General features: G+C 68.6%; 18 protein-coding genes. 9 read left to right on the top strand and 9 right to left on the bottom strand.

The annotated features are described in order from the left end of the window. Window positions 1-15: 15 nt before the first annotated feature. From ACRDPS_RS03135 to ACRDPS_RS03095, 9 genes are all read right to left on the bottom strand, one after another. Window positions 16-975: an NAD(P)H-dependent flavin oxidoreductase gene (locus tag ACRDPS_RS03135; protein ID WP_431500158.1), complete on the bottom strand. Its 960-nt coding sequence runs from the start codon at window positions 973-975 to the stop codon at window positions 16-18. Then, window positions 972-2135, bottom strand: a complete 1164-nt coding sequence (locus tag ACRDPS_RS03130; protein WP_431500157.1) for a thiolase family protein — start codon at window positions 2133-2135, stop codon at window positions 972-974. The genes ACRDPS_RS03135 and ACRDPS_RS03130 overlap by 4 nt, the downstream gene beginning before the upstream one ends. A 40-nt stretch (window positions 2136-2175) precedes the next feature. After that, window positions 2176-2958: a crotonase/enoyl-CoA hydratase family protein gene (locus ACRDPS_RS03125; protein ID WP_431500156.1), complete on the bottom strand. Its 783-nt coding sequence runs from the start codon at window positions 2956-2958 to the stop codon at window positions 2176-2178. Further along, window positions 2955-3719 carry an SDR family NAD(P)-dependent oxidoreductase gene (locus ACRDPS_RS03120; protein ID WP_431500155.1) on the bottom strand — a complete coding sequence of 255 codons (765 nt, stop codon included), beginning with the start codon at window positions 3717-3719 and terminating at the stop codon, window positions 2955-2957. Before ACRDPS_RS03120 ends, ACRDPS_RS03125 begins: the two co-directional genes overlap by 4 nt. 7 nt (window positions 3720-3726) lie before the next feature. After that, window positions 3727-4875: an acyl-CoA dehydrogenase family protein gene (locus ACRDPS_RS03115; protein ID WP_431500154.1), complete on the bottom strand. Its 1149-nt coding sequence runs from the start codon at window positions 4873-4875 to the stop codon at window positions 3727-3729. A gap of 74 nt (window positions 4876-4949) precedes the next feature. Further along, window positions 4950-6137 (bottom strand): CaiB/BaiF CoA transferase family protein, encoded by a 1188-nt coding sequence (locus ACRDPS_RS03110; protein ID WP_431500153.1) that lies wholly within the window; start codon window positions 6135-6137, stop codon window positions 4950-4952. After that, a complete protein-coding gene (locus tag ACRDPS_RS03105; RefSeq protein ID WP_431500152.1) occupies window positions 6134-7468 on the bottom strand; it encodes an MFS transporter in 1335 nt (444 codons plus the stop codon). Before ACRDPS_RS03105 ends, ACRDPS_RS03110 begins: the two co-directional genes overlap by 4 nt. Window positions 7469-7492: 24 nt before the next feature. Then, window positions 7493-8287 (bottom strand): enoyl-CoA hydratase-related protein, encoded by a 795-nt coding sequence (locus tag ACRDPS_RS03100; protein WP_431500151.1) that lies wholly within the window; start codon window positions 8285-8287, stop codon window positions 7493-7495. A 150-nt stretch (window positions 8288-8437) separates the two neighbouring features. Continuing rightward, complete coding sequence (locus ACRDPS_RS03095; protein ID WP_431500150.1) at window positions 8438-9463, bottom strand: LysR family transcriptional regulator; 1026 nt, start codon at window positions 9461-9463, stop codon at window positions 8438-8440. Window positions 9464-9602: 139 nt separating this feature from the next. On the opposite strand from ACRDPS_RS03095, the gene ACRDPS_RS03090 reads away from it, so the two are divergent. Genes ACRDPS_RS03090 through ACRDPS_RS03050 form a run of 9 tightly spaced genes read left to right on the top strand, consistent with a single transcriptional unit; the run spans window position 9603 to window position 17157 of the window. Continuing rightward, a complete protein-coding gene (locus tag ACRDPS_RS03090; RefSeq protein WP_431500149.1) occupies window positions 9603-10997 on the top strand; it encodes an MFS transporter in 1395 nt (464 codons plus the stop codon). Beyond that, the gene (locus ACRDPS_RS03085; protein WP_431500148.1) at window positions 10994-12184 is read left to right on the top strand and encodes a CaiB/BaiF CoA transferase family protein; all 1191 of its coding nucleotides are present in this window, start codon (window positions 10994-10996) and stop codon (window positions 12182-12184) included. Before ACRDPS_RS03090 ends, ACRDPS_RS03085 begins: the two co-directional genes overlap by 4 nt. Before the next feature lie 19 nt (window positions 12185-12203). Next, window positions 12204-13397, top strand: a complete 1194-nt coding sequence (locus ACRDPS_RS03080) for an acyl-CoA dehydrogenase family protein (RefSeq protein ID WP_431500147.1) — start codon at window positions 12204-12206, stop codon at window positions 13395-13397. Between the two features lie 48 nt (window positions 13398-13445). Further along, entirely contained in the window at window positions 13446-14432 is a 987-nt protein-coding gene (locus ACRDPS_RS03075; protein WP_431500146.1) for a LysR family transcriptional regulator, read from the top strand. A 23-nt stretch (window positions 14433-14455) separates the two neighbouring features. Next, window positions 14456-14797: a YidH family protein gene (locus tag ACRDPS_RS03070; protein WP_431500145.1), complete on the top strand. Its 342-nt coding sequence runs from the start codon at window positions 14456-14458 to the stop codon at window positions 14795-14797. Then, window positions 14794-15141, top strand: a complete 348-nt coding sequence (locus ACRDPS_RS03065; RefSeq protein WP_431500144.1) for a DUF202 domain-containing protein — start codon at window positions 14794-14796, stop codon at window positions 15139-15141. Before ACRDPS_RS03070 ends, ACRDPS_RS03065 begins: the two co-directional genes overlap by 4 nt. 49 nt (window positions 15142-15190) lie before the next feature. After that, the gene (locus tag ACRDPS_RS03060) at window positions 15191-16033 is read left to right on the top strand and encodes a 3-hydroxybutyryl-CoA dehydrogenase (RefSeq protein ID WP_431500177.1); all 843 of its coding nucleotides are present in this window, start codon (window positions 15191-15193) and stop codon (window positions 16031-16033) included. A gap of 53 nt (window positions 16034-16086) precedes the next feature. Continuing rightward, window positions 16087-16425, top strand: coding sequence for a hypothetical protein (locus tag ACRDPS_RS03055; RefSeq protein WP_431500143.1), 339 nt, complete (start codon window positions 16087-16089; stop codon window positions 16423-16425). 12 nt (window positions 16426-16437) lie between these two features. Then, entirely contained in the window at window positions 16438-17157 is a 720-nt protein-coding gene (locus ACRDPS_RS03050) for a sulfite exporter TauE/SafE family protein (RefSeq protein WP_431500142.1), read from the top strand. The last annotated feature ends 5 nt before the right edge of the window (window positions 17158-17162 follow it).

Below are 17162 nucleotides of genomic sequence, written 5' to 3'. Positions count from 1 at the left end.
CCGTTGACATCGCTCTCACCGGACCAGCCGTTGGCGCGCGGCGTGGTACTCGTCGGCTAGGCGGTCGACCAGGTCGGCGGCCGGGCCTACCCCGTCGACCACGCCGATGCCCTGTCCTGAGCCCCAGATTTTGCTCCACGCCTTGGCCTTGCTGGTTCCGTCGGACCAGCTCATGGTGGCCCGGTCCTGCTCGGCGAGGCGGTCAGGATCGAGGCCCGAAGCCTCGATGCTGCCGCGCAGGTAGTTACCGGGCACTCCCGTGAACAGGTCGGAGTGCACGATGTCGGCCGCGCCGGAGTCCACGACCATCTGCTTGTACAGGTCGTCCGCCAGTGCCTCGTGGGTGGCGATGAATGCCGAGCCCACGTACGCGAGATCGGCGCCGGCGCTCTGCGCGGCCAGCACGGAGCGGCCGTGGGCGATGGCGCCCGAGAGGATCAGCGGCCCGTCGAACCAGGTGCGGATCTCCTGCACCAGTGCGAACGGCGACTGGGAACCGCCGTGTCCACCTGCTCCGGCGGCGACCGCGATCAGACCGTCGGCGCCCTTCTCCACGGCCTTGCGGGCGAATCCGTTGTGGGTGACGTCGTGCAGCACCATCCCGCCGTAGGAGTGCACCGCGTCGTTGACCTCGGAGCGCGCCCCCAGTGACGTGATCACGATGGGCACCTCGTGGCGCACGACGGTGTCGAGGTCGGCCTCCAACCGGGCATTCGTGCGATGCACGATCAGGTTCACGGCATACGGAGCGGCGGGCGCCTCGGGGTGGTTGGCGTCGTGCTTGGCGAGCGCTCCAGTGATGGTGGTGAGCCATTCATCCAGCAGGTGCTGGGGCCGCGCATTGAGCGAGGGGAACGAGCCGACGACGCCGGAGGTGCACTGGGCGATCACCAGGTCGGGCCCGGAGACGGTGAACATCGGTGACGCGACGATCGGCAGTCGCAGCCGGTCACGGAGGATCGGGGGAAGAGTCATGACGTGACCGCCAGGTTCTCGAAGATCGTCGCGTTGGCCATGCCGCCTGCCTCGCACATGGTCTGCAGGCCGTAGCGCCAGCCCTCGTCACGTAGGTGGTGCACCAGGGTGGTGGCGATCCGGGCGCCGGAGCCCCCGAGCGGGTGGCCCAGCGCGATCGCTCCGCCGAGCGGGTTGACCAGCTCGGCGGGAGCACCGGTCGCGTCGAGCCACGCGCCGACGACGCTGGCGAACGCCTCGTTCACCTCGAAGGCGCCGATGTCGGAGAGCGTCAGGCCGGCCAGCTTCAGCACCTTTGCGGTCGCTGGGATCGGTCCGCCCAGCATGGTGACCGGGTCGTCGCCGACCACAGTGGCGGTGTGCACGCGGGCGATCGGGACGAGGCCGAGGGAGCGCGCCTTGTCACTCGTCATGACCAGCAGGGCCGCAGCACCGTCCGAGATCTGCGATGCATTGCCCGCGGTGACCCGGCCGTCCTCCTCGAACGCAGGCTTCAAGCCTGCCAGGGACTCGAGCGTCGACTCGCGACGTACCCCTTCATCCTGGGAGAAGGTGGAGCCATCGGGCAGCTCGACCGGCGCGATCTGTTTGACGAAGCGGCCGTCGTCGATGGCCTGCGCGGCACGACGGTGCGATTCCAGGCTGTAGGCGTCGAGCTGCTCACGGCTCAGATTGTGGCGTCGGGCGAGGATCTCCGCACCCGTGCCCTGGTTGAACGCGAAGTCGTCGTACCGGGCGCGCATGCGGGGGCCGAAGGGCTGGCCGGGGCCCGCATTCCTGGCCGAGCCCATCGGTACACGGCTCATCGACTCCACGCCGCCGGCGACGACCACGTCGGCCTGTCCGGCGACCACCGTCGCGGCTGCGAAGTGGAGTGCCTGCTGGCTCGAGCCGCACTGACGGTCGATGGTGGTGCCGGGGACGTGCTCGGGCCAGCCGGCGGCGAGCACGGCGTTGCGTCCGACGTTGGCCGACTGCTCGCCGACCTGGCCGACGCAGCCCCACATAACGTCGTCGACGAGGGAGAGATCGATGCCGGAACGCTCTGCGAGGGCCTGCAGGACCGCTGCGGAGAGGTCGACGGGGTGGGTCTCGACGAGGGCGCCCTTGCGGCGACCGATGGGTGTGCGAACTGCTTCGACGATGACTGCGTCACGCATGTGGAAGTCCTTCTGTGGTGGGGATGTGGTGAGGTCTGGGTCAGATGCCGGACCATGCAGGTCGGCGACGCTCGGCGAACGCGCGGGCGCCTTCACGAGCGTCGGCCGAGGCGAACACGGCGGCCGCGGCCTCGCGCAGGCGCGGGAACTCCTGGTCGGCAGGCCAGCCCGACGACTCGATGACGACGCGCTTGCTGGTGTGGACGGCGAGCGGTCCGTTCTCTGCGATGCGCAGGGCCAGGTCGATCGCCGTCGCCAGCGCCTGTCCCGGCTCCACGAGCCGGTTGACCAGCCCGAACCCGGCCAGCTCCGGGGTGGGGACGGCGTCGCCGGTGAGGATCATCTCGAGGGCCACTGCGCGCGGCAGCGACCTCGGGAGGCGGGTCAGCCCGCCTGCCGCGGCGACCAGACCACGTTTCACCTCGGGCAGGCCGAACGAGGCGGCAGCTGAGGCGACCACGAGGTCGCATGCGAGCACGATCTCGAAGCCGCCGCCGAGAGCCGGGCCCTCGACCGCCGCGATCAACGGCTTGGTGGGCGGTGCCTCGACCAGTCCGGCGAAGCCGCCCTTCTCGGTGCGTGGTCGCTCGCCGCGCAGGTGGGCCTTGAGGTCCAGCCCGGCGCAGAACGTGCTGCCGTTCGCCGCGATCACGCCGGCCGCCAGGGACCGGTCAGACTCGAGGGTCTCGATCGCCGCGCCGATCGCCTCCGCGGTGCGCAGGTCGATGGCGTTGCGAGCCTCGGGCCGATCGAGGGTGATCACGAGTACGGCGCCCTGTCGTTCGACCAGGACCGGTTCGGCTGTGCCTTTCGACGCGGTCACCGGGGTGCCATCCGGATCGCGCCGTCGAGCCTGATGGTCTCGCCGTTGAGCATGCCGTTCTCGACGATGTGCGCGGCCAGCGCTGCGAACTCGGTGGGGTCGCCGAGCCGGCGCGGATGCGGTACCGCCGCGGCGAGCGATTCGCGGATATCGTCCCGGGCACGAGCGAGCAGCGGGGTGTCGAACGTGCCGGGGGCGATCGTGCACACCCGGACGCCGACGCCGGCCAGGTCTCGCGCGGCGGGGAGGGTCATGCCGACCACCGCGGCCTTCGCGGCGGAGTAGTTGATCTGGCCGATCTGTCCTTCGAACGCCGCGACGGACGCGGTCAGGACACAGACGCCGCGGTCGCCGTCGAGCGGTTCGTTGCGTGCCATCGACCGCGCGGCGTACCGGAGCAGGTTGAACGTGCCGATCACGTTGAGCTCGATCACCGAGGCGAAGGGCTCCAGCTCGACGGCCTCGCCGGCCTTGTCGAGAAGCCGCATCGGACGACCGCGACCGGCGCAGTGCACGACCGCGCGCACCGGACCCTGCTCCTCGGCGGCTGCGAACGCGGCCGCGACCTGGTCGTCGTCGATCACGTCCGCAGCCACGAACCTGGACCTGTCGCCCAGCTCGGCAGCGACCGTCTTGCCTTCTGAGGAAGGCAGATCGACCAGGGTGACGGACGCTCCGCCGGCGATCAGCCGTTCGGCGGTGGCCCGCCCCAGGCCCGAGGCCGCACCGGTGACGAGGGTGTTGATTCCGTTGATGTCCATGGCAGCCTCACAACCCCAGCGACTTGGAGACGACGCTCTTCATGACCTCGCTCGTGCCGCCGAAGATCCGGCTGACGCGAGCATCCGTGTAGAGGCGCGCGATGGGGTATTCACGCATGTAGCCGTAGCCGCCGTGCAGCTGGAGGCACTTGTCGATGACCCGGGCCTGGACCTCGGTGCAGAACAGCTTCGTCTTGGCGGCGTCGGCCGGGGTCAGCCTGCCGGCGTCGAGAGCGGTGATGGCGCGGTCGACCATGGCCTGCGCGGCCTCGATCTCGGTGGCGCACTCGGCGAGCACGAACTTGGTGTTCTGGAAGTCGGCGACGCGGTGGCCGAAGGCCTTGCGCTCCTTGACGTAGTCGATGGCGAGGTCGAGCGCGGCGGTGGCCGTGGCGTAGGCCGTCACCGCGATGGTGAGGCGCTCCTGGGGCAGATTGGAGGTGAGCGCCGCGAACGCCTCGCCCTCGGTGCCGAGGAGGTTGGCGACCGGAACCCGGACATCGTCGAACGAGAGCTCGGCGGTGTCCTGCGCCTTGAGCCCCATCTTGTCGAGGTTGCGGCCACGGGTGAAGCCCGGCATGCCGGACTCGACGACCACGAGAGACAGGCCCTTGCGCCGGTTGCTCTCGTCGTTGGAGGTGCGGGCCACCACCACGATGAGGTCGGCATTGATGCCGCCGGTGATGAAGGTCTTGGCGCCGTTGAGGACGTATTCGTCACCGTCGCGCCGGGCGGTCGTGGCCATGCCGGCCAGGTCGGAGCCGGTGCCGGGCTCGGTCATCGCGATCGAGCTGATGAGGGTGCCGTCGGCGAAGCCGGGGAACCAGCGCTGCTGCTGCTCCTCGTTGGCGAGCTCGAGGAAGTAGGGGAGCACCGTGCTCAGGTGCACCTGGAGTCCGCCGAGGCTCGCGGCGGCGAAGCCGTTCTCCTCGAGGACGACCGCGTTGAAGCGGAAGCTCTCCACACCGCCACCGCCGAAGCGCTCGGGGATCTGGAGCCCGTTGATGCCGATCTCGGCAGTCTTGCGGAAGAGCTCACGAGGGACGATTCCGGCCTCCTCCCAGACGGGGAGATGCGGCACGATCTCCTTGTCGATCAGCTGACGTACGGTCTCGCGGAACGCGTCGTGGTCCTCGTCGTAGATGTCTCTGTTCATGGTTCACTCCAGTCATTGGTGTTGATGAGTGGCCGGGCACGACGGTGGGTCCGGCCGGAAGGACGTTCGTCGGGTCAGGCGCCGAGGCCGATGACCCGTGCAGCAGCCAGGTCCGTGATCTCCGCCGGGTCGTAGCCGTGGGCGCTGAGCACCTCGGCGGTGTGCTCGCCCAGGCGCGGGGCGGCGGTGCGCGGACCGTCTCCCGCTGAGTCCAGGTGCCAGGGCGACCGCATGGTCGGGTGCGTGGAACCGCCCGGCTCTGTCGCCTCGATGAACAGTCCGGCGGCGTCGATGTCCGGGTTCTTGAACACCTCGTCGTACCCGCTGATCCGGCCTGCCACGACGCCGTTGCCGGTCAGCAGCTCCATCGCTGCGTCGCTGGTCAGCGGGGCGAACGCGGCACGCAGCTCGGTCAGCAACGGTGCCCGGTTGGCCACGCGATCCTCGTTGGTGGCGAAGCGCGGATCGCTGGGCATGTCGTCACGCCCGATCAGGGTGCACAGCCTGGCGAAGTGCTGCGGCGAGTACGCCGACACCACGATGGCGCCGTCGAGGGTGGGCATCAGGTCGGCCGCCGGGGCGATGTTCGGCTGGCCGTTGCCGCAGCGGCTCGGGCTCTTGCCGGTGAGGAGGAACTCGCCCCAGTTGGGACCCTGCAGGTGTACGGCGACCTCCAGCAGCGACACTTCCACCTCGTCGCCGAGCCCGAAGCGCAGCTTGCGGACGAATGCCCCGAGCACGGCCTGGGCGAAGACATGGGCGGCTGCTGCGTCGACCACAGGGAAGCCCACACGCTGCGGCTCACCGTCGGCCGCGCCGGTCACCCACATGATGCCGCTCTCGGCCTGGGCTGCGATGTCGAGCCCCGGCCGGTTGCGCGAGGGTCCGTGCAGGCCGAAGCCACTGACCGTGGCGTAGACGACACCGGGGTGCTTGGCGCGGACGCTGGCGGCGTCGAGGCCGAAGCTCTCCATGACGCCGGGCCGCAGGTTCTGCACGACGATGTCGGCCTCGGCGATCAGCCGCTCGGCGATGGCACGTCCACGCGGATCCTTGAGGTCGAGCGCGACTGCGCGCTTGCCCCGGTTGTAGGTGCGCAGGATCGCTTCCCCGTACACCCCGATGATGCGGGCGGCCTCGCCGGTGACCGGCTCGACCTTGATCACGTCGGCACCGAGGTCGGCCAGCACCTGCGTCGCGGCCGGTGCGGCGATGAACTGTCCGAAGTCGATGACGCGGACGCCTTCCAGCGGGGCGCTCATCGGGCCACCCCCACTCGCTCGCGGATGCGCGCGAGGTCACGTTCGGGTCGTACCAGGAGCAAGGACAGGACCCCTCCGACCGCCATCAGGAGACCGGTGACCGCGAAGCCGTTGTTGTAGCCGGTGATCGCATCGGGCGCTGCGTCGACGAGGTGGCCGAGCAGCAGAGGCGCGAGCACACCCGCCATGCTGTAGAACGCGACCAGGCAGCCGAGCACGGTGCCGCGGCGCTTCGGATGGACGACGTCACCGATCGCGACGAACGCGACGGCGTACGCCGCGGAGTTCATCGAGAAGGCAAGGGTGATGAACACCATCTGCAGGGGACCGCGGTCGATGATGGTGAACACGTACATCGAGAGACCGGCCAGCACGACCAGTCCGCCGGCGAAGTATCCACGGGTGATGCGGCGGCTGACACCGCGCTCGGTGAGCCGGTTCGAGGCCAGGCCGGCACCGACGGCGGCGACGGCTGCGACTGCGTACGGGAAGGTGATCAGTCGGCTGCTCGTGACGGCGTCGTAGCCGAGGCCCTGGCTGAGGAAGAGCGGGAGCCAGGCCACCTTCAGCGTCGTCGACCAGTAGGCGAAGAAGGTCAGCAGCGCGGTGCCGATCACGGTGCCGGTGGTGAGGAGGACCCGCAGCGGGGCCTCGACCGGGACGGTGTCGGGGTCGACGACGACGCTGGTGGCGAGCACGCTGCCCTCGGGAGGTGCGGACCGGCCGAGGACCAGCCAGGCGGTCAACCACAGCAGGCCCGCGACGGTCAGCACGCCGAAGGCCGCGTGCCACGACCAGGTGACGATCACCCAGGTCAGCAGGGGAGCAGCGATCAACGGGCCGATCGAGGCGCCTGCGGTGATCACCCCCGCGGGCAGGCCGCGCTTCTCCGGTGGGAACCACGAGTGCACGATGTGGGTGCACAATGCGTACGCCGGGCCCTCGGCGAACCCGAGGGCGATCCGGCACACCAGCACCGCGGTGAAGGCGAGCGGCCACATCAGCGGTGCCATGGTGAGCACCCAGACCAGCATCAGGCCCGCGACCAGCCAGCGCGCGTCGATCCGAGAGGTCAGCGCACCGATTGTGATCGCGCCGACGGCGAAGAGCCAGAAGAAGGCGCTCTGGAGCAGCCCGAACCTGCTGGCGGAGATGTCGAGGTCGTCCATGATCTGGACGCCGGCGAATCCGACCACCGCCTTGTCGGCGAAGTTCAGGAGCATGAAGACGAGAAGCAGGATCGTGATCGTCCAGGCGCGTCGTCTGAACGCGGTCTGGTCGGGCGCCGCGGCGGGGCGCACGTCGAGCTGCTCGGTGGTGGGCATTGTCATGGTTCTCTCCCGGGGTCGATGTACTCAGCGGCCCGCGAAGGCGGGCTCGCGGCGCTGGAGGAATGCCGACGCGGCCTCGCCGGCGTCGTCGGTGTGGAAGGAGCGGACCATCCGCTCCGCCTCCGGTCCGAGATAGGTGGCGAGCGGCATGTGGGTGGCGTCGAGCAGGTTCTGCTTCATCGCCCGAGCGGCGAGGGGTGCGGCCCCCGCAAGTCGCGATGCGACGTCGCGGGTGAGCTGGTCGAACGCCCCGTCGTCGCTGACCGAGGTGACCAGCCCGAGCTGCTCGGCGCGGGCGGCGTCGAACCTTTCGGGAAGGAGGAAGAGCTCGCGAGCCCTCGCGGCTCCCAGGATCTGGGTGAGGAACCAGATGCCGCCGAGGTCGCCGGAGAGCCCGGCGGTGAGGAAGGCCGTGTTGAAGACGGCACTGCGCGTCGCGACCCTCAGGTCGGCGGCCAACGCGAGGGACAACCCGGCACCGGCACATGCGCCGTTGATCGCGGCGACGGTGATCTGCGGCATCTCGTACAGCCGTTGAGCGACGCGGCCCGCACTGCGAAGTCGCGCGGTGTCGGCTGCGACGGAGTCGCGTCGCAGGGACCGCGTCTCCGGTGCTGCCGCGAGGTCTGCACCGACGCAGAAGGCGCGCCCCGAGCCGGTGAGCACGACGACGTGCACATCGGGGTTCGCCTCGATCCGGCCGAGAGTGTCGTACAGCTCGCCGAGCAGCTGCACCGACAAGGCGTTGCGCCGCTCGGTGTTGCGCAAGGTGATGTTCGCGATCGGTCCGGTGATCGAGCAGGTGACCTGTGCTGCCATGAGTCGCTCCCTGGTGGCCGTTTCGTTGTGGACTACGTCACATGAAACGCCAGGAGCACTGACAGCGTCCAAGACCAAAAAGTGTTAGGCAATATAGGCTTGGGCTATCAGTTGTGCGTTGGCTGGCCGCTGGTGGGACGGAGCGAAGGACTACTCGTCCGCGGGCGAACGGGGGTAGATGGGCCCGATCTCTTCGAACCGCTCTCGCTGTCTGCGTTCGATTGCGACGACCACCTCGGCGGCTGCCTCCACCCGCGAGGCGCCTGCGTCCATACGTCGACGAACCGCGCGTTCCCACGACGCCAGCTGCTGCTTCGTGTAGTCGAGGAACATCGCCGCCGCGGGCGTGAGGCGGTCGGGACGATGGATCGCCCCGATGGACCGGGACACGTGGGGGCTCAGGTCGCGCACGACTGCGCCTCGTTGGCGCGCCTCGAGCGCGATGCGCTGCGGAAGGATCGCTGCGCCCGCACCGGAGAGAACCATCGGCACGACTGCGCCCCGTTGCGGCACCTCGACTGCCACGAGCGGCTCGACGCCGCCGGCGCGCAACATCGACTCGACGTTGTCGCGGCTGGTCGTGTTGCGTTCGCCCATCACGATCGGGACGCCGTCGAGCGAGCTGACCTCGACGATGTCGGGCAGGTCAGTGGGTGTGCCGGGCGGGAAGACCACCACGAAGTGCTGGTCGACCAGAAAGTGGTGGGCGAGGTCGTTGACGCGCACCGGCAGCACAGTGATGCCGAGCTCGCAGGCTCCGTCCTTGACCATGTCGATGACCTCACCGAGCCGGTCTCGCTCCTCGACGCGGAGGTGAACCAGTGGATACTTCACCCGGAACTGGGCGACCCACACCGAAAGCGGATCGGTCGAGGTGTCGGACAGCGCGGCGATGTCGATGCGACCACCTTGCAGGTGGTTCACTGCGGAGACAGCCTCACGGGCCAGGTCCAGGTCGCGGAGCACCTGCCGCGCCGGACCGATCAGGGCCTCTCCGGCCGCCGAGAGCACAACGCCGCGCCCCACACGGTGGAACAGCGTGGCCTGGACGTCCTTCTCCAGCCTGCGAAGCGACTGGGAGATCGACGGCTGCGCCACGCGGAGCGCAGTGGCGGCACGGTTGATCCCGCCGTGCTCGACTACCGCCAGGAAGTACTCCAGCTGGCGGGGGTCCATGGCCTCAGCCTAGATGACAGACTGCAGGGGGCCTCGGGTGCTCGCTGACCTGGGGATATAGGGCAGGCCGAACGGACCGACATCGAATCGCCCGTTGATCGGACGCACCACCGGCCCCACTGTGAGGAGTGTTCTTGTGATGTCGATCACCCGCATCGCAGGCGTCGCCAACTCACTCCTCGAGAAGGTCATCATGACGACAACCCACCCAGCCCCACCCACTACAGGAACGAAGCCCTCGCTCGACAAGCGAGCCTGGGGGATCGTCCTGTTCCTGTTCCTCTTCTTCACACTGAACTTCGCCGACAAGGCGGCGATCGGGCTGGCGAGCGTTCAGATCCGCGAAGATCTCGGCCTCTCGGCCAGCCAGTACGGACTCCTCTCCAGCGCGTTCTTCTGGATGTTCGCCATCGGTGCAGTCGTCCTGTCGGCCGCGCTGCGCAAGATCTCCTACACGTGGGGCGCCGGGCTGCTGATGCTCTCCTGGGTCCTGTGCATGGCACCGCTGATGGTGCAGACCTCGTTCGGGGTGCTCGTCGCGTCCCGCATCGCGCTCGGCTTCTTCGAGGGTCCGGCGCATGCGCTGTGCCAGTCCATCGTGGCCGACCGCTTCGCGCCGGAGCGCCGCGCATTCGCCGGTGCGATCGTCAACGCCGGGTCGTCGATCGGCCCGCTGATCGCTGCTCCCACCCTCACCTGGGTGATCCTGACCTGGCACTGGCACGCCGCCTTCATCGTGCTCGTGGCCGTCGGGCTGATGTGGCTGGTGGGTTGGTTCTGGTTCTCGGAGCGTTTGCCGTTCCGGAAGAACGTCTCGTCGATCGTCGCGGCCAAAGCCGATGTCGACCCCAACGGCCACATCGCCGTCCCCTTCCACCGGCTGCTGATGCTCCGCAGCTTCTGGGGACTGGTGATGCTGTCGTTCGCCGGTTACCTGATCTCCTCGCTCAAAGTCGCTTGGCTTCCCGCCTACCTCCGCGAAGGACTCGGCTACTCCGCCGGCTCCGTCGGCACCCTGGTGACGCTGCCCTACGCCGTCGCGGTCGTCGTCCTGCTCTCGGCCGGCGTGATCTCCGGGCGGCTCCTGCGTCGGGGCCACTCGTCGCGGGTCGCGCGCGGCTACCTGACAACCGCGTTCCTGCTGTTCGGCGGCCTGTCGATGATCCTGTTCACACGCCTCGAGCCGGGTCCGCTGCAGCTGTTCCTCGTGGTCTGCGGGTTCGCCGTCAACAGCGTCGCCTTCTCGGTGGCCTTCGCCGGTGCCTCCGACTTTCTCCCCGCGCACCAGCGCGTCGCCTTCTTCGGCTGCATCATCGCCGCCTACAGCGTCGCCGGAATCGTGGCCCCGTACGTCTTGGGCGTCATCGTCGACCACGCCGCGACGCCGGCCGAGGGCTATGCGACCGGCTTCCTCTACGTCGGACTCGCGGTCTGCGTCCTCGGTGTCATCGGCGGCCTGATGCTCAATCCCGAGCGGGCCCGTGCCACGCTCGAGAGGCTGACGAACCAGTACGCCGCGCAGGTGACCCGATGATCGCCGCGGGCCCCTTGGCCGGCATCCGAGTGCTCGACCTCGGCCAGTACATCGCCGGGCCCAGCGCAGCTCAGTCGCTTTCCGACCTGGGTGCAGACGTGATCAAGATCGAGAGCTTGGCCGGCGATCAGACCCGGGGAATCGGTGCATTCGGTGACTCGATGATGCGAGCTTTCAACCGCGACAAGCGCAGTGTCGCTCTCGACCTGTCGCACGAGTCCGGTAACGCCATCATGCACCGGCTGCTCGAGGACACGGATGTGCTCATCCAGAACTTCCGGGTCGGCTCGGCCGAACGTCTCGGACTCGGTGCCGAAGAGCTGATGGAGCGCTACCCCAGTCTGATCTACGCGAGCATCACCGGCTTCGGGACGCGCGGTCCCTCGAAGGCACGTCCGGGCCTCGACATCGCCGCGCAGGCCGAGTTCGGGATGATGCACACGACCGGCGTCGCCGACGGCGAGCCGCAGCGTGTCGGCTTCCACGCTGTCGACACGGCAGCCGCCAACGCGCTCGTCACGGGCATCCTGGCCGCGCTGTACACCCGCACGTCGACCGGCCGGGGGACCCATGTCGAGACGTCGTTGATGGAATCAGCCCTGTCGGTGCAGGCTGCCGCCTGGGGCGAGTACACCGTGACGGGAGTGGCGCCGAGACGCAAGGGCAACGGCCAGCCGTACGCCGCGCCGGCCGCGGATGCGTTCGAGGCGTCCGACGGAACGATCGTCATCTCGGCCTACACCCGACAGAAGTGGTCGACCCTGTGCACTCTCATCGGGCGACCGGACATGATCGACGACCCGCGGTTCGTCGACAACCCGGCCCGGGTGGCCAACCGCCCCGCGATGGTCGCCGCGATCAACGAGGCCTTCGCCAACCGCACCCGCGAGGAGGCAGTCGAGCAGCTGCTCGAGGCAGGGATCGTCGCCGGCTCGGTGCGCTCCTTCGACGAGATCGTCAAGGACAAGGACGTTCTCGCCTCCGGCGTGCTCGTCGACGTCGCCGGCCCGGACGGCTCGTCCTTCACCAGCCCGGGCCTGCCATTCACGCTCGAGGGGCGTCGCCGTACGACCTCAGTGAGCGCGCCGAAGCACGGCCAGCACACCTGCTCCTTGCTGACCGACCTCGGCTTCAGCTCTACAGAGATCGACGACCTGATCGCCGCTCGCGTCGTCGCCACCGACTGACAAATCGTAAGGAACAACCATGATCAACCCCGAAATCTTCGACCACGACTTCGACACCTACCTCAAGGTGATCGCCGATTTCACCGAGAACGAGCTCATCCCGGCCGAGAACGAGATGGTGGAGGCGGGCGCCGTGCCACCCCGCATCGTCGTCCGGATGGCAGAGCTCGGCCTGTTCGCCATCACGATCCCGCGCGTCTACGGCGGACTCGAATGGACGATGGAGCAGCAGGTACGGCTGACCTTCGAGTTCACGCGTGCCTCCTGCGTGTACCGTTCACGCTTCTCGACGGTGATAGGTCTGTGTTCGCAGGCGATCCTCGACCATGGCACTGAAGAACAGCGTCAGCGACTCCTGCCGGCGATGGCCGCGGGCGAGCTGGTCACAGCGTTCGCCCTCACCGAGGAGGAAGCCGGCTCTGACGCCAGCAGCCTGACGACCACGGCTGTGCGAAGTGGCGGCACGTATGTGCTCAACGGCAGCAAGCGCTACATCACCAACGCTGCCTGGGCCGACGCGTTCGTCGTCTTCGCCCGCACCGACCAATCCAAGCCGGGCGCCGAGGGGATCTCGGCGTTCATCGTCGATGCCGGTTCAAATGGTGTGCGCACCGCTCTGCCCGCGATCATGAACGGTCACGCGGAGGGCCCGGTCGGGGAGATCCACCTCGAAGACGTCGAGGTGCCCGTCGAGAATCTGCTGGGCGGGGTGGAGGGGGTCGGCCTGACGATGGCGCTGCGCGGGATCAATCACGCCCGGCTCCACGTGGCCGCCACATGCATCGGTCAGGGGACCCGCTTGCTCGAGGAGACCACGACGCACGTGAACTCGCGCCGGCAGTTCGGTTCCGCGATCGCTGAGCTCGGTGCGGTCCAGGCAACGCTCGGTGGGAGCTTCGCCGAGCTCGAGGCCGGCCGATCGCTGACCGTAGAGTGCGCGCGCGCCTTCGACGAGGGCTCCATCCCTCGGCACCGGATCGCCGCCGCCAAGCTGTTCAGCTCGGAGATGGTCGGTCGGGTGGCCGACCGCTGCGTCCAGCTGCTCGGCGGCGAAGGCATCGTCGGCCCGCACCCCGTGCCCCGGATGTGGCGCGACGTACGCGCGCTGCGCATCTACGAAGGTTCCTCGCCCATCCACGAGAGGAATCTCGGGCGAGCCATGATCAAGCAGGTCGCGACCGACGGCACGCTCCCGAACACCTACCGAGCCTGAATGTCGACGTCATTGGCACAATCCGGGACGAACGAGAGGATGGCCCGTATGGAGATCCGTCAGCTCGAGTACTTTCTCGCCGTGGTCGAGTGCGACGGGGTCAACCGGGCCGCAAACCACCTCAACGTCGCCCAGGCCACGATCTCGCAGAGCATCCGGCAGCTCGAGCGCGAGCTCAAGCTGACCCTGTTTCATCGGACCGGCCGCAACCTGGTCCTCAACTCCGCCGGCCAGCTGCTCGTCGAGCCTGCGCGGAGCGTGCTGGCGGGCCTGTTGGCAGCGCAGGACATCATGCGTGAGGCCAGGGATCTTCACGTCGGGTCGATCACGATCGGCACGATGCCGGAGATGTCGAGCGAAGCCGTGGCAGCCTGGAGCGGGTCCTTCACCAAGCTGCACCCCGACATCCGGATCGACCTGTTCGAGTTCGGCAGCGCCACCGAGCTCTGTGACGAGGTGCTGACCGGCCACTGCGAGCTCGGCTTCACGACCTTCCCGATTCCGACCGAGAACCTCGAGCGAGTCGAGCTCGGCGTCCAGCGACTCCTGCTCGTGCAACCTCCTGGCACGGCGGGTGGGGCCGGCCCGATCGCGATCTCCGATCTACAAGGAGTCCCGCTCGCGGTGAGCAGCGCGGCATCGCGCGAGAACGACATCGTGGCGACCGTCCTTCGTCGTGAGTCGGTCTCGCCTCGAATCGCCGCGCAGGTTCCCAACCGCCACGCGCAGCTGACGCTCGTCCTGAACGGCGCGGCCAGCGCCTTCCTTCCGCTACGGATGGCCACTGCGGCCCATCGTCTGGGTGCGACGGTGTGCGAGACCCGGCCCGACATCCGCACCCCGTTCGGAATCGTTCATCGTCCCGGCGCGCTCAACCCGGCGGCGAAGAGCTTCATCATCCAGAGCCACGCCGACCTGATGAGCTGGAACTCTCGCATCGCCGCACACGAACGTGCTGGGAGCTCGTTGTTGGAGGCGTCTCTGCTGGCCGACGACGAGCTGCGGAAGAGGAGCGTCGACGGATGCCACCAGTGACTGACAACGCACGGCGGTGGCCTTTGACTGTCTACGCGGGTGGATCCGAACCCGACCCACGCTTCTCGCTCGCCAACGAGCGCACGTTCCTCGCCTGGATCCGAACGAGCCTTGCCCTGCTTGCGGGTGCCGCTGCTGTGCACGCGATCGACCTCACCGTCTCGGATCTCGTGCAGCGGAGCGCGTCCGCGCTGCTTGCGCTGTCGGGGCTCGTCTGCGCGGTCCACGCCTGGCATGGCTGGGTGAGGACCGAGCGGGCGATGCGTCAGGGCCAACCGTTGCCCTCCAATGCGATGGGCGTTCTTGTCGTCGTTGCGGTGGCCGCCGTGTCGATCGTGATGATCGTCGTCGGGTCGCGCGGATGAGTGGACCCGCGACGCCCGCCGAGGGACTCCAGCAGGAGCGCACAACGATCGCCTGGCGTCGTACGAGCCTGTCGTTGGCAGTTGCGGCACTTGTCGTGAGTCGGTTGGCGATCGAGGACTCGGCACCGGTGCTGGTGGTGGCGGGTGGCGCGGTGATGATCATCGCCGTCTGGACCGGACTGACGAAGCTGCGACGAGGGCGCTGGGCGACGGCATCGCAGTCCGAGCCCGAGTTCGAGCTGATGTTGTGCGACGGCAGGCTCCCGCTGGCGGTCGCAGCTGTTGCCGGCGGCCTGTGTGTGGTCACGCTGGCCCTGAGCCTGGGTGACCTGTGCGCACTTTGAACACAGTTGAGTCGTGGACACGATCGAAGGAGAAAGAACGTTGACGGGAATTGAACTGGTGGGCGTGGTCGGCTGTGGACTCATGGGCGCCGGCATCGCCGAGGTATCCGCACGCGCCGGCAAGGACGTCGTCGTGATCGAGTCGAGCGTGCAGGCGGCCGCCGCCGGACGAGCGCGTCTCGAGGCGTCGCTGGAGCGCGCGGAGCGCAGGGGCAAGATCGTCGGCGCCGCCGAGATCCTGGACCGGATCAGGGTCGAGGTCGACCTGGACGCGCTGGCCGATCGGGACATCGTGGTCGAGGCGATCGCGGAGGACGAGGGAGCCAAGATCGAGCTGTTCGGGCGGCTCGACAACGTGGTGCAGGGTCCCGAGGCGGTGCTCGCGTCCAACACGTCCTCGATCCCGATCATGAAGCTGGCCGTCGCGACGAACCGGCCCGGTCAAGTGGTCGGCGTGCACTTCTTCAACCCGGTGCCGGTGCTCACCCTTGTCGAGCTGGTGCCCAGCCTGCTGACCAGCGACGAGACCGTCGAGCGGGCCCGGGCCTTCGTGCAGGACGACCTCGGCAAGCGCGCGATCGACTGCCAGGACCGGGCCGGCTTCGTCGTCAACTCCCTGCTCATCCCGTTCGTGCTCTCGGCGATCAGGATGCTGGAGTCCGGCTTCGCCACCGCCGAGGACATCGACGAGGGCCTGGTACGCGGCGCGGCGCACCCGCAGGGCCCGCTGGCTCTGGCCGACCTGATCGGTCTGGACACGACCAAGGCGGTCGCCGAGTCGCTCTACGAGGAGTTCAAGGAGCCTCTCTACGCGCCGCCGCCGTTGCTCGCCAGGATGGTGGATGCGGGTCTCCTCGGCCGCAAGACCGGCCGCGGGTTCCACAGATACTGAACACTCGAGCCCCGTTCTCTTCAGCACTCAGATAGTCCGGTGGACTGGACGATGTGCGACCGCTAAACCGCTCGCTGACCTGCTGCGCGCTCTCGAGGGCTTCGAAGCAGGTCGGGTTCGCGACCGCGACGCTGTTCGATAGCGTCGACGTCGTGCTGACCCCCACGCTGTGCATGCGTACGCCCGAACTCGGCGTCCTCGACACCACGAAGCCCGAGGTTAGGTACTCGCTGGCACCCGGCATGGCCGGGTCCACCAGTCTGGCGAACGTGACCGGAGGTTCGGCGATGTCAGTTCCCTCCGACTTCGACCCCAACGGTCTGCTGCTGTCGCTGGCCGGTCAGCTCGAGCGCACCGCGCCGTGGCCTCGACACGCGCCTCTGGCCGGCTGAACCGGTCCCGAGTTGACCGAGATTTTCACCCTCGCCGGGGTTGCGCTGTTGGTGTTCGTCGTCGCCGCGCTCGTCCAGGCGGTGACCGGTTTCGGGTCCGTCCTCGCGGCCGTGCCCGGTTTGCTCCTCGTGACCGACCCGGCCCGTGCGGTCGTCGCGGCGACGGCTGTCAGCCTGGTCCTCACCGCAGGCATCGCACTGCGCGAGCGCGCGTACGTCGACCGGCGAGACAGCCTGCTGCTGACGCTCACAGGGATCATCGGGATGCCGATCGGGCTGGTGCTGCTGACGATGGCCGACGAGCGCGTGCTCACGGCCGGGATCGCCGTGGTGATGCTTGTCCTGGTGCTGCTGATGGCGATCGGGCCGAAGATCGGACGTCGTGGCCTTCCGGTGGCCGGCATCGTGAGCGGGGCGCTCCTGACGTCCACCGGGATGAACGGCCCGCCTCTGGTGATGGTGCTCATCGACCGCGACCCGAGGTGCTACCGAGCAACCCTCCAGACCGTGTTTGCCGGCCAGGACCTCGTCGCGGTCGCGGCCTTCCTCGTCCTCGGCCACGTCGATGTGGAGGTGCTGCTGCTCACCCTCGGTGGCGTCGCAGGGCTGCCCGTCGGATGGCGGCTCGGCGACGCCCTCTTCCATCGGGTATCGCCCGCTCGACTACGACCGCTCGTCATCGGCACACTCGTCGTCTCGGCAGTGGCGGTGTTGGTGGGCGCCGCCATCTGAGCCCG

This window comes from Nocardioides sp. (assembly GCF_050699375.1).
Taxonomy (GTDB): Bacteria; Actinomycetota; Actinomycetes; order Propionibacteriales; family Nocardioidaceae; genus Nocardioides.
Note: the sequence above shows the minus strand (reverse complement) of the source record. Positions and strands in the feature narration are given on the sequence as shown.